The 12916-nt window shown below is 71.5% G+C and carries 10 protein-coding genes; 4 read left to right on the plus strand and 6 right to left on the minus strand.

Annotated elements, in window-relative coordinates; all coding sequences use genetic code 11:
* Positions 1-370 precede the first annotated feature (370 nt).
* The 4 genes from ACT1U9_RS05995 to ACT1U9_RS06010 all read left to right on the plus strand — a co-directional run bounded on the left by ACT1U9_RS05995 (position 371) and on the right by ACT1U9_RS06010 (position 6877).
* On the plus strand, positions 371-3400 hold the full coding sequence (locus ACT1U9_RS05995; protein ID WP_444537333.1) for an AAA family ATPase: 3030 nt from the start codon (positions 371-373) through the stop codon (positions 3398-3400).
* A complete protein-coding gene (locus ACT1U9_RS06000; RefSeq protein ID WP_444537334.1) occupies positions 3381-4304 on the plus strand; it encodes a metallophosphoesterase family protein in 924 nt (307 codons plus the stop codon). The genes ACT1U9_RS05995 and ACT1U9_RS06000 overlap by 20 nt, the downstream gene beginning before the upstream one ends.
* On the plus strand, positions 4301-5008 hold the full coding sequence (locus ACT1U9_RS06005) for a 4'-phosphopantetheinyl transferase family protein (RefSeq protein ID WP_444537335.1): 708 nt from the start codon (positions 4301-4303) through the stop codon (positions 5006-5008). The genes ACT1U9_RS06000 and ACT1U9_RS06005 overlap by 4 nt, the downstream gene beginning before the upstream one ends.
* Positions 5009-5215: 207 nt before the next feature.
* On the plus strand, positions 5216-6877 hold the full coding sequence (locus ACT1U9_RS06010) for a flavin monoamine oxidase family protein (protein ID WP_444537336.1): 1662 nt from the start codon (positions 5216-5218) through the stop codon (positions 6875-6877).
* Between the two features lie 93 nt (positions 6878-6970).
* Here the strand turns inward: ACT1U9_RS06010 and ACT1U9_RS06015 are convergent, their stop codons facing one another.
* The 6 genes from ACT1U9_RS06015 to rfbD are packed head-to-tail and all read right to left on the minus strand — an operon-like array spanning position 6971 to position 12637.
* Positions 6971-8374, minus strand: coding sequence for a class I adenylate-forming enzyme family protein (locus tag ACT1U9_RS06015; protein WP_444537337.1), 1404 nt, complete (start codon positions 8372-8374; stop codon positions 6971-6973).
* 58 nt (positions 8375-8432) lie between these two features.
* Positions 8433-9077: a thioesterase II family protein gene (locus tag ACT1U9_RS06020; RefSeq protein WP_444537338.1), complete on the minus strand. Its 645-nt coding sequence runs from the start codon at positions 9075-9077 to the stop codon at positions 8433-8435.
* Entirely contained in the window at positions 9074-10060 is a 987-nt protein-coding gene (gene rfbB, locus ACT1U9_RS06025; RefSeq protein ID WP_444537339.1) for a dTDP-glucose 4,6-dehydratase, read from the minus strand. The genes ACT1U9_RS06020 and rfbB overlap by 4 nt, the downstream gene beginning before the upstream one ends.
* The gene (locus ACT1U9_RS06030) at positions 10057-11124 is read right to left on the minus strand and encodes a glucose-1-phosphate thymidylyltransferase (protein ID WP_444537340.1); all 1068 of its coding nucleotides are present in this window, start codon (positions 11122-11124) and stop codon (positions 10057-10059) included. Before ACT1U9_RS06030 ends, rfbB begins: the two co-directional genes overlap by 4 nt.
* The gene (locus tag ACT1U9_RS06035; protein WP_444537341.1) at positions 11121-11735 is read right to left on the minus strand and encodes a dTDP-4-dehydrorhamnose 3,5-epimerase family protein; all 615 of its coding nucleotides are present in this window, start codon (positions 11733-11735) and stop codon (positions 11121-11123) included. Before ACT1U9_RS06035 ends, ACT1U9_RS06030 begins: the two co-directional genes overlap by 4 nt.
* Positions 11732-12637, minus strand: a complete 906-nt coding sequence (rfbD, locus tag ACT1U9_RS06040; RefSeq protein WP_444539019.1) for a dTDP-4-dehydrorhamnose reductase — start codon at positions 12635-12637, stop codon at positions 11732-11734. The genes ACT1U9_RS06035 and rfbD overlap by 4 nt, the downstream gene beginning before the upstream one ends.
* Positions 12638-12916: the final 279 nt, after the last annotated feature.

Genomic DNA, 12916 nt, shown 5'->3' on the forward strand with positions numbered 1-12916 from the left:
GCGCGGGGGACAACTGGAATGAGAGATTCCCTTTCCCTGGAGGGGCGCCGCGGGCGTCGGCCCCACCTAGCTCGAAACCACCGGGTAAGCAACCGTTCATTCGGCTGTATCACCCCTCAAACACGTTGGCACGAGGGCGAGATGGCTGCCAGACGATCGGCCGCCAGGACATTGGTACAGTTCAATTGGATCCGCCGGTCGGGGAGAACAGCGGTGCGTCCGTCCTTGGTGAGTGCTGCGAATTCGCCTGCACTCCCGAGGCGTTGACGGACTTTCTCCCGCACGCCTGACCAGCGTGACTGGCGAGGTTGCGTAAATCACACCCTGTCGTACGCCACATCGCATCGGGGAGGCTTTTACAGCTGTGTTGGTGGAGCGGGATGAACAGATCGAAAAGCTTACCTCCTTCATATTCGGCGCCCCCGGCACAGCGTCGCGATTCACCGAGGGAGCCGGCCGGATCGCCGTGATCAGCGGGCCGGTGGCGTCGGGCAAGACGGCACTTCTCCATCGCGTACTGGAACAGACGGCGGAGGCGGGCCCCAGAGTGCTGAGCGCCGTCACCTCTCCTGCGGAACAACGCATTCCGTTCGGTGTGGTGGAGCAGTTGCTCCGCGACGCCCCCCGGACCGCCGCCGGACGTCCGCCGTCGCCGGGGCGGGGCGGGCCGTCGCAGACCCGGTCGTACGACGAGGTGAGCGCCGCCCGTGACGCGATCGCCGCACAGGCGGACCCGAGCACCGACGGGTTGTACGACGCGGCGCCCGTCCCCACCGAGATCCTGCGCGGCTTCGACGCCCAGCTCGCCGAACTCGGCGCGCGCGAAAAGGTCCTCATCGCCGTCGACGACGTGCAGTACGCCGATCCCCAGTCGCTGCACTGCCTGGCGTACGCGCTGCGCCGCGCCGCCGTGGGGGCGCTGATCGTCACGCACGGCCCGGACACGGGCGGCGCACCCTCGCAACTCCTGTGGCAACTGCTCCACCCGCCGCGCGGGCTGCACATCCAGGTCGGTCCACTGAGCGTCGCGGGGGTCGGCCGGCTGCTGGGCGCCGCGGCCGGGAGCGCGAACCGCTCGGCCTCCGGGACGGCGGCCGTCCCCCTCGACACCACCCCGGACGAGAGCGCGCCCGCGGACACGCCGGCCGCCTCCCTGCACGCCGCCACGGGTGGCAACCCGCTGCTCGTACAGGGATTCCTGGAGGATCACCTCGGCCGGCAGCGGTCCACCCCGCCGGACGGCACGGGCCGCACGGATACGCCGACTCTCGGGGCGGATGCACCTGCGGCGGAGCATGCCGACGGACTGCCCTACGCGGGCGAGCACTTCCTGCGCAGCGCGCTGATCTACGTGCACCGCACGGGCGCGGACGGCCTCCGGATCGCGCAGGGGGTGGCCCTGCTGGGCAGCGCCGGCTCGCCGTCGCTGCTGGCCCGGCTGGTGGGGGCGGAGGAGCGGACCGTACGGCAGGTGGTGGCCTCGCTCGGGGACGCGGGCATCCTTCAGGGGGCCCGGTTCCGGCACGGCCGCGTGCAGGCGGCCATCGTGGAGAGCCTGGCCGACGACGCGGTGCCGGGGCTGCGTCGGCGCGCCGCGCGGCTGCTGTACGAGGCCGGGGCGGCGCCCCTGGTGGTGGCGGCCCAGCTGCTGGGCCACGAGACACACGCTCCCGACGAGGAGTGGGTGCCCCGGGTGCTGCGGGAGGCCGCCCACGCGGCCCTCGCCATGCAGCGGGTCGGGCTCGCGGTGCGCTGTCTGCGGATGGCGGAGAGCTGCTGCCGGGACGAGGACGAGCGGATGCTGCTGCAGGCGACGCTGGCCAAGTTCATCTGGCGGGTCGAGCCGTGGGCGTGGCCGCAGCAGGTGAAGTCGCTTACCGGCGCCATGCGTTCCGGCCGGCTGCCGGCCGCCGACACGCTGAAGCTGGTGTGCGATCTGCTGTGGAACGGCTGGGAGGACGACGCGGCGACCGCGATCCGCCAGGTCGTCGACGCCCTGCCGGACGCCCCCGACACGACGCTCGCCGCAGAGCTGTGGCAGCTGCGGCTGACCCTGGCCAGTACCTATCCGGCAGTCCTGGAACAGGTCGGCGGCATGCTGGCCCCGGTGCACGGCAGCGGGTTCCCGCCGACGGCGTCCGAGGACAGCCGGCCGACGGCGGCGACCGCGCTGTACGGCGTACTGAACGGCGCGACCCGGCCGGACGGCACGGGGACCGGCGTGGCGGACGAGGACTTCGCCGACCGGGCCGAGCGGGTGCTGAGCAGCACCCGGCTGACCGAGGAGACCGCCCCAGGGATGCGGGCGTGCCTGGTGGCGCTCGTGTACGCGGACCGGCTGAGCACGGCGACGCAGTGGGCCGACCGGCTGCTGGCGGAGGCCACGGACCGCGGTGCGCCGGGGTGGGCGGCGGCCCTGCGCGGCACCCGCGCCCATATGTCGCTGCGCCGGGGTCGGCTGGCGCACGCCCGGCGGCTGGCGGAGCAGTCGCTGGAGCAACTGTCCCCGCAGGCCTGGGGGGTGGGCATCGGCATGCCGCTCTCCGCCCTGATCGAGACCGGCACCGCGATGGGCGACCACGAGGCGGCGGCGGAGCTGGTGGACCGGCCGGTGCCCGAGGAGATGTTCCGGACGCGCTACGGGCTGCACTATCTGTACGCGCGCGGCCGGCACCAGCTGGCCACCGGCCGCCACCACGCGGCGCTGACCGACTTCGCGGCCTGCGGTGAGCTGATGCGGCGCTGGCGCATGGACCGCTCGACGCTGGCGCCCTGGCGGGTCGGGGTCGCGGAGACCTGGCTCGCGCTGGGCGGCCACGAACAGGCGGAACGTTTCGCCCGAGAGCAGCTGACCGGAGACACCGGGCCGCGGGTACGCGGCCTGACACTGCGGGTGCTCGCGGGGGCCCGCCCGCTCGACGAGCGCCCCGCCCTGCTCGGCAAGGCCGTCACACTCCTGCAGAGGGAGGGCGACTGGTACGGGCTGGCGCGCGCGCTGAGCGACCTCGGACAGGCGTACAAGCAACTGGGCGACGCGGCCCGGAGCAAGCTGCACCTGCGCCGGGCGTGGCGGATCGCCGAGAGCTGCGGCGCGCAGGAGCTGTACCACTCCCTGCAGACCGGGCAGACGGCGGCGCAGCCGGCGCCGTCCCGCTCCGCCACCGCGACGACCCAGAGCACGCTGTCGCAGGCCGCGGCGGTCGCCTCCCTGACGGACGCGGAGCGCAGGGTCGCGGCCCTGGCCGCGCACGGCTACACCAACCGGGAGATCGGGGCGAAGGTCTGCATCACCGTTTCGACCGTGGAGCAGCATCTGACCCGGGTCTACCGGAAGATCAACATCACTCATCGCCAGGACCTGCCCGTCAGTTTGGACATCGATGTCGCACACACCGCGTGACCCCGTCGCAGCCACCGCAGCCGTACCGCCGGGTCCCCGGCTGCTCGCGGTGAGCGACCTCCACATCGGGATGGCCGACAACCGGCCCATCACCGAGTCGCTGCACCCCTCCCACCCGCAGGACTGGCTGATCGTGGCCGGGGACGTCGGCGAGCTGACCGAGGACATCGAGTGGGCACTCGGTCTGCTGGCCGGGCGGTTCGCCAAGGTCGTCTGGGCGCCGGGCAACCATGAACTGTGGAGCCCGCGCGAGGACACGGTGACGCTGCGCGGTGAGGAGCGCTACCGGTATCTCGTCGAGATGTGCCGACGGCTCGGCGTGCTGACCCCGGAGGATCCCTGGCCGGTGTGGCGGGGGCCGGGCGGTCCGGTCGCGGTGGCGCCGCTGTTCCTGCTGTACGACTACACGTTCCGGGTGGCGGGCACCGCGACCAAGGAGGAGTCGCTGGCCAAGGCGCACGAGGCGGGCGTGGTGTGCACGGACGAGTACCTGCTCCACCCCGACCCCCACCGCACCCGGGACGACTGGTGCCGGGCCCGGGTGGCCGAGACCAGGCGGCGGCTGGTGGCGCACGACCCCTCGGTGCCGTTGGTGCTGGTCAACCACTTCCCGCTGGTGAGGGAGCCCACGGATGTGCTGTGGCACCCGGAGTTCGCGCAGTGGTGCGGAACGGTCCTGACCGCCGACTGGCACCGCAGGTTCCCCACCGCCGCCGTGGTGTACGGACATCTGCACATCCCCCGCACCACCTGGTACGACGGGGTGCGCTTCGAGGAGGTGTCGATCGGCTATCCGCGCGAGTGGCGCCGGCGCGGCCACCCCAAGGGCCTGCTGCGGCAGATCCTGCCGTACACGCCGGAGCCCGAGGCCGGCGGCAAGGAACCGCAGGAGGTGGGGGCATGATCGAGGCGTTGCTGCCGGCGGCGGCCACCGCGAGCGAGTCCTTCGGGCCGGACGGCTCCGCCACGCTCCATCCGCAGGAGGAGGCGCTGATCGCCCGGTCGGTGCCCAAGCGCCGCGAGGAGTTCACCACGGTGCGGGCGTGCGCCCGGCGCGCTCTCGCGCAGCTGGGGCTGCCGCCCTCCCCCGTCCTGCCCGGCAGGCGCAACGCACCCCGGTGGCCGGACGGAGTGGTGGGCAGCATGACCCACTGCGACGGCTACCGGGCGGCGGTGCTCGCGCGGGACACGGACCTGGCGATGATCGGGATCGACGCCGAACCCGATCTGCCGCTGCCGGACGGCGTGCTGGAGTCGATCGCGCTGCCCGGCGAACTGGCCTGGGTCCGGGCCGCGGGCCCGGGGTCGCGCGTGCACCGGGACCGATTGCTGTTCAGCGCGAAGGAGGCGGTGTACAAGACCTGGTTCCCGCTGCTGGGCACCGAGTTGGATTTCGACGAGGCCGACATCTCGTTCACCGGCGTCTCCTCCCAGGACTCCGGCGGCACGGGGGGCCGGGCGCAGGGGACCTTCACCGCGCGCATTCTGCGCCCCGAACGGGGCCCCGACGGACGGCCGGTGAATTCCTTCACCGGCCGCTGGCTCTCGGATCGCGGCATTGTTGTGACGGCCATCACGCTGCCTCCCTTCCATCCGGTCACTCCGTAAAACCTTTCGGGTACCGGCTGTTACGAGGGTGAATAGGGGTTGTCGCGTCAACTGCCGGTCCCTAGCGTGGATTTACCGGCACGGCCGCGTACAGCCAAGCGCTGCGCCGCCGTTCAGGGTCCGGCTCGGCGCCGTGATTTCCGGCTCCGATCGGAATCTCCCCGGTTCCCTTGAAACGCTGCCGAATCGGCCCGAGAGGTATTCCAGATGACGTCAGCCAGCCCGGCCGCGGTCACCATGCTCGTGCCGGACTTCCCTTTCTCCTACGACGGCTGGCTGCACCATCCGGCCGGCCTGGGCACGCTCCCTGCGGAGCGCGCCGGGACGCCGGTGGCCGTGGTCGGCGGCGGAATGGCGGGAATGACCGCCGCCTATGAACTGATGCGGCTGGGACTGCGCCCGGTCGTGTACGAGGCGGAGCAACTGGGCGGCCGGATGCGGTCGGTGCCCTTCGCCGGGCGGCCCGACCGCGTGGCGGAGATGGGGGCGATGCGTTTCCCTCTCTCCGCCCGCTCGCTCTTCCACTACATCGACCTGCTGGGGCTGCGCACCAGCCCCTTCCCCAACCCGCTGGCGGCGAGCACCCCGAGCACCCTCATCGACCTGGGGGGCGAACGGCACCGGGTCAGCGTCGCGGAGATGCTGCCGGACGTCTACCAGGAGGTGGCCGCCGCGTGGGAGAAGGCCCTGCACGAGCGGGCGGAGTTCGTCACGGTGCGGGACGCCATCGCGCGGCGGGACGTCGAGACGCTGAAGCAGATATGGAACCGGCTGGTCAGGGAGTTCGACGACGAGTCCTTCTACGGGTTCCTGGCCACCAGCCCGTCCTTCCGGTCCTTCCGGCACCGAGAGATCTTCGGACAGGTGGGGTTCGGCACCGGCGGCTGGGACACCGACTTCCCCAACTCGGTGCTGGAGATCCTGCGGGTGATCTACACCGACGCCGACGACCACCAGGTCAGCATCGCCGGCGGCTCCCAGCAGGTGCCGCGCGGGCTGTGGGAGCACGCCCCGGCGGACTGTGCGCACTGGCCGGCGGGCACCTCCCTGGCCGCCCTGCACGGCGGCACTCCCCGGCCGGGAGTGCGGGACGTGGCCCGCGACGGCGACGGTTTCACGGTCACCGACGCGCGGGGCCGGCGGGAGCGGTACGCCGCGGTCGTCTACACCCCGCATGTGTGGACGCTGCTCAACCGGGTGCGCAGCGACCCGGCACTGCTGAGCCCGCCGCTGTGGACGGCGGTCGAGCGCACCCACTACATGGGCGCCTCCAAGCTGTTCGTCCTGACGGACCGGCCGTTCTGGCACGACACGGACCCCCGCACGGGCGCACCGGTGATGAGCATGACCCTCACCGACCGGATGCCCCGCGGGGTCTACCTCTTCGACGAGGGGCCGGACGGACCGGGCGTGATGTGTCTGTCGTACACGTGGAACGACGATTCGCTGAAGATGGCGACGCTCAGCGCGGCGGAGCGCCTGGACGTGCTCCTGGAGAAGCTCGGCGCGATCTATCCCGGCGTCGACATCCGCGCACACGTCATCGGTGATCCGGTCGCCATCACCTGGGAGAGCGAGCCGCACTTCATGGGCGCGTTCAAGTCCAACCTGCCCGGTCACTACCGGTACCAGCGGCGGCTGTTCACCCAGTTCATGCAACGGGGGCTGCCCGTGGAGCAGCGCGGCTTCTTCCTCTGCGGCGACGACGTCTCCTGGACGGCCGGCTTCGCGGAGGGCGCGGTCACCACGGCGCTCAACGCGGTGTGGGGCGTACTGGACCACCTGGGCGGTGCCACCCATCCGGACAACCCCGGGCCCGGTGACCTCTTCGACACCCTGGCTCCGGTCGAACTCCCCTACGACGACTGAGCGGAACACGGTCACCATGCCCCGTCGGGGTGCGGTGGTACGACGACGGCGGCGCCCCCACCTCCGGGTGGGGGCGCCGCCGTCGTATAACCCCTACTCGGCGGCCATCTTCGTCAGCTGCTTCTTGTCCGGCTTGCCGTTGCGGTTGAGCGGGAACTGCTCCAGCACGACGACCCTGTTGGGCTGCTCGTAGGTAGGCAGCAGAGCGCACAGCCGCTCCCGCCAGTAGGCGGCGTCGCGCTGCTGGTCGTCCTCGACGAAGAAGACCAGCTGGGAGCCGCGCCGCTCGTCGGGCAGCGGCACGATCCGGGTGGGGCAGCCTTCGGCGGCCACCTTCCGCTCGATCAGCTCGGGGTAGAGCGTGTAACCCATGCGGTGCACGGCGAACTTGCGGCCGAGGACGAAGAGGTTGCCGTCCGCGTCGAGGTATCCGAGGTCGCCGGTGGTCTGCCAGCCCGTGGCGGCGGGCACGACGGTGCCGTCGTCGGCGATCTGCCCTTCGAGCGCGTCGGGAGTGTCGACCTCGATCTCGCCCGGCCGGCCCGCGGGCACCAGGTTGCCGTCCTCGTCGACGATCCGCAGCGAGATGCCCTCCATGGGACGGCCGCAGGAGACGGGATTGTCCAGCGTGGCGAAGGCGATGTTGCCCAGTTCGGTGGAGCCGTAGCTGTCGAGGAGCGGCAGGCCGAACTCCTGGACGTAGCTCTCCACCAGCGGCCCGTCGAGCGGGGCCGCGCCGACGCAGAACATCCGCACACCCGTCAGGTGGGCGCGCAGCGCGGGCTTGCGGGTGGCCAGGCCCAGGATGGAGCGGTAGCTGGAGGGCGTGGCGTCGATGACCGTGGCCCCGCAGTCGCGGGCCATCCGCAGGGCGCGGTCGAGCCGGCGGTAGGGGGCGATCACCAGTGAGCAGCGCGTCAGGTAGGCGATGAGCACCATCGACAGGCCGTACTGGTGGGCGAAGGGCAGCAGCGGCATCAGGACGTCGTCGGCGCGATGGCCGACCTGGTCCGCGTTGCGCCGCAGGTTGCGCAGGAACTTGCCGCCGGACTTCACCACGCCCTTGGGGGAGCCGGTCGAGCCCGAGGTCCACATGATCAGGCCGTCGGGCAGCTCGCCCCAGGCGTCGAACGACAGGGCGCTGTCGAGGGGGTCACGGCCGTCGGTCGCGACCATCAGCTCGTACAGGTGGATGGGGTCGGCTTCGTCGTCGATGGGCGTCTCGTCGTCGACGTAGGTGGCCTTGACGCCTGTGCGCAGGGCGATGCGCCGGGTCGCCTCGACGTGCTCCTGCTGGTCGACGAGGACGATCGAGGCGCCGACGTGCATCAGCGCGTACAGCACACAGACATAGGCGGCCGAGTTGCCGGCCTTCAGCATGACCCGGTCGCCGAGCCCGATACCGCCTTCGCGGATCACGTCGGCGACCCGGAGGGCGTCCTGTTCGAATTGGTCGACGGGCCGCACCGAGTCGGCTGCAAAGATCTTCGCGGTCATCGGTCGCACTCAGTCCTTAGCTTCACACGATGGGAGGTTCGGTCGGTCCCGCCCCCGGTCAGTCGGGGGCGGGTTCCTGGTACGAGATCAGCTGGTCGTGCACGAGGTTGACGACCTCGCGACGGTGGGAGTCGAGGTAGCCCCGGGTGCCGGGGAAGACCTCCAGGTCGAACCGGCCGGCCGTGCTCCGCCGCCAGGTGCGAACCCCCGTCAGCGGTGCGGCCGGGTCGTGGTCGCCGGTGAGCGCGACCACGCGGCAGTTGAGCGCGGGCGGCCCGAGGCTGCCCCCGTGGCCCGGTCCCGTCCGGCCGGAGACGAATAACGTCAGCGGTCCCGCGTCGGTCTCCCGCTCCAGGCGCTGGGCGACCCGGAAGGCCAGCTCGGCTCCGAGGCGGTGGCCGAAGAGGGCCAGCGGGCGGTCCGTCCAGCACCGGACCGCCTCGAAGATCTTGTCGACGAGTGCGGCCCCGGCCTCGCCCCCGCACTCCTCCTCGGCGGTCAGGGCGGGGTACTGCACGGTGAGCAGTTCCACGGTGGGCAGCAGCAGTTCGGACATGGCGAGGTAGTAGTCCGCGGAGTTCCGCGAGCCCGGGAAGCAGATCATGCGGTAGCTGCTGGTGACCGCCGGCTGCCGGATCTGGATCAGACTGACGTCGGCGGGGGTGGTCTCCCTGGTGGAGCACTCGGTGCGCCCATAGGTCATGCGCTCGGCAGCCCGGCTTCGGGCGTCGCCCAGAAGGGCCGGTTCTCCCGGTACCAGGCGACGGTTCGCGCCAGTCCCTCGGTGAAGTCGTGGGCCGGGGTGTAGCCGAGCTCGGTACGGATCTTCGTCCAGTCCACGGAGTAGCGCCGGTCGTGACCCTTGCGGTCGGTGACGTTCTCGACCCGGTCCCAGTCCGCGTCGCAGGCGTCCAGCAGCAGCCCGGTGAGTTCCTTGTTGCTCAGCTCGGTGCCGCCGCCGATGTTGTACGTCTCGCCGGCGCGGCCCCGGGTCAGGACGGCCAGCAGCCCGCGGCAGTGGTCGTCGACGTGCAGCCAGTCACGGACGTTGCCGCCGTCGCCGTAGAGCGGGACCGTACCCCCGGTCAGCAGGCGGGTGACGAAGAGCGGGATCACCTTCTCCGGGTACTGGTAGGGGCCGTAGTTGTTGGAGCAGCGGGTCACCCGTACGTCGAGGCCGTGGGTGCGGTGGTAGGACAGCGCGAGCAGGTCGCTGGACGCCTTGGACGCGGAGTAGGGCGAGTTGGGGGCGAGGACGTCGCTCTCCACCGATGAGCCCACCGGCACCGAGCCGTACACCTCGTCGGTCGACACGTGCACGAAGGGGCCGGTGCCGTGCCGCAGCGCGGCCTCCAGGAGCGTGTGGGTGCCGAGCACGTTGGTGCGCACGAAGGCGTCGGCCTGCTCGATGGAGCGGTCGACGTGCGACTCCGCCGCCAGGTGCACCACGGCGTCGTGGGCTGCCATCAGCCGGTCGACCAGCGGCGCGTCGGTGATGTCGCCGTGGACGAAGGAGAAGCCGGGCTCGTTCTCGACGGGGGCGAGGTTGGCCCGGTTGCCCGCGTAGGTGAGCTTGTCCAGGACGGTGACGCGTATGTCGTCACCCAGCGGTTTGCCGGGCCCCAGGATCGAGCGTACGAGGTGGGAGCCTATGAAGCCGGCCGCTCCCGTGATCAGGATGTTCATGAACGGATCTGCACCTTGCTGTGGTCGCCGAGGATCAGGCGGTGGGCCTGGGGGGTGCGGGGGGTGGGGGTGACCTCCGCCTGCCTGCCGATCAGCGACGCCTCGATGCGGCCCACGCCGTCGATGGCCGCGCCGGCCAGGACGATGGAGTACTCGATCTCGCTGTCGACGACCCGGCAGTTCTCCGCCACGGAGGTGAACGGCCCGATGTAGGAGCCCTCCACGCGAGTGCCGCGGCCGATCACCACGGGCCCCACGATCCGTGAAGCGGTGATCACCGCCCCGTCCTCGACGACCACCCGGCCGACCAGTTCGCTCTCCTCGTCGACGGTGCCCGCGCAGTGGGGCGTGATGCCGTCGAGGACGGAGCGGTTGGCCTCCAGCATGTCGGTGGCGTTGCCGGTGTCCTTCCAGAAGCCGTTGACGGTGGAGGAGGTGACGTCCAGGCCCTGTTCGAGCAGCCACTGGAGGGCGTCGGTGATCTCCAGCTCGCCGCGGGCGGAGGGCCTGATGGCGTCCACGGCGGCGTGCACGGCGGCGCTGAAGAAGTAGACGCCGACCAGGGCGAGATCGCTCTTGGGGAACTCCGGCTTCTCCTCCAGGGCGACGACCCGGCCCGTCGCGTCCAGGGTGACGACACCGAAGGAGGAGGGGTTGGGCACCTGGGTGAGCATGATCTGAGCGGCCGGGCGGCGGGTGCGGAACTCCTCCAGCTGCGCGCTGATCCCGCCGAACAGGAAGTTGTCGCCCAGGTACATGACGAAGTCGTCGTCGCCCAGCCAGTCCCGCGCGACGCGCACGGCGTGGGCCAGGCCGAGCGGCTGGTGCTGCGGGATGTAGGTGACGCTGATGCCGAAGCGGGAGCCGTCACCGACGGCGGCCCGGATCTCCTTGGCCGTCTCGCCCACGATGATGCCGACATCGGTGACGCCCGCGTCGGCGATGCCCTCCAGGACGTAGTAGAGGATGGGCTTGTTGCCCACGGGCACAAGCTGTTTGGCCGTCGTATGGGTCAGGGGGCGCAGGCGGGTGCCGGATCCCCCCGCCAGGACGAGCGCCTTCACGGGGTCTCCTCGCTTAGTGGGGTGGCGAGCGAGGACACGTACCGTACGCAGTCCTCGTAGGCGGGCAGCAGGCCCGTGGCCTCGGCCGCCGCAAGGGTGGGGGCCGCCGCGTCCTTGGGGGACAGCAGCGGTGCGACGCCGGGGAGCCAGGCGATGCCCAGGTCGGGGTCGAGCGGGTCGATACCGTGCTCACGGCCCGGGTCGTAGCCGGACGTCGTCAGATACATGACGGCGGCATCGTCGGTGACCGCCTGGAAGGCGTGCCCCAGGCCCTCGGAGAGGAACACCGCCCGGTGGTCGCGGTCGTCGAGTTCGACGGCCTCCCACGCACGGTAGGTGGGCGAGCCGGTGCGCAGGTCCACGATCACATCGCGCACGGCGCCGCGTACACAGGTGACGTATTTGGCCTGGCCGGGCGGCACATCGGCGAAGTGCACGCCGCGTATGACGCCGCGTCGGGACACGGAGCGGTTGACCTGGGCCAGTTCGAGACGGCGACCGGTGTCGAGCTGGAAGTCCGCGCTGCGGAACGTCTCCAGGAACGTGCCGCGCTCGTCGGTGTGGAGGGTCGGCTCGTACAGCCAGGCTCCTTCTATCGACAGGGGTTTCACCCTTGAGCAGCCTTTCGGTCGGCGGAATCCGCGGTGGGGGGAGGGTGGGCTGCCGCGAGGGCTTCGGCGAGGGCGGCCTGCCAGTGGCGCATCGGCCCCAGCCCGGCGGCGGCCCACCGTTCGTGGCCGAGCACGCTCCACGCGGGGCGGACGGCGGCCCGGTTCAGCCGGGAGCTGTCGATGGCGCGCACCCGCTCGGGGTCGTGACCGGTCAGCCGGAACACCTCACGGGCCAGGGCGTGCCAGGTGGTGCGGCCCGCCCCCGTCGCGTGGAAGATGCCATGGGCGCGGTCGGCGGGCAGGGCGCCCAGCGCGATCAGCCGGGCGGCGACATCGGGTGCCCAACTGGGCTGCCCGTGCTGGTCGTCGACCACCTCCACGGTCCGCTCCGCCTCCCGGGCGAGACGGGCCATGGTGTGCACGAAGCCACCGCTGTCGCGTCCGTAGAGCCAGGACGTGCGCACCACCGCCGCGCGGCCGGGGAGTTCGGCCAGGACGGCGCGCTCGCCGGCGAGTTTGGTGCGCCCGTACGCGGTGCGCGGGTCGGCCGGGAAGTCCTCGGGGTAGGCGCGGCCTGTGTCGGCCGGGGCGCCGGCGAAGACGTAGTCGGTGGAGACGTGCAGGAGTCTGCTGCCGACGGCGGCGCAGGCGCGGGCGAGGTGGCCCGGCCCCCTGCCGTTGACCTCCAGGGCCGCCTCCTCCTCGCTCTCGGCGAGGTCGACGGCGGTCCAGGCGGCGCAGTTGACGACGATGTCGGGACGGCTGCCGGCCACGGCCGAGGCGACCGCCGCGGGGTCGGTGAGGTCGGCCTCGGCCCGGCCGGCCCGTACGGGTTCCGCGCCGTGGGCCGCGAGTTGAGCGGCCACCTCGCCGCCGAGCATGCCGGTCGCGCCGATCACCATCCACCGCAGGGATCCGGGATCCACCGGAAAGTCCGCTGGCGCAGGATACGCCGGCGCCTTGTTTTGCGAATAGCAATTCGGCGCAATCACGCGCCGATGCTATGGGCATTCTCGACGGAACCGCAACTCCCTTCACCGAAAGGGTTTTCCCTGGTTGTGCAGGCGTCTGTGCGCCACCTTCGCCACTCTCCCCACACCCCCTAATCCCCCCTAAGATTTCCTCTTTCCCCCTAGACGGCCGCAGAGTTGGACCATCACCCGGCTCCGCATGTTAGACAG

Source organism: Streptomyces sp. BR1 (assembly GCF_052373795.1).
In the GTDB taxonomy this organism is placed as follows: Bacteria; Actinomycetota; Actinomycetes; order Streptomycetales; family Streptomycetaceae; genus Streptomyces.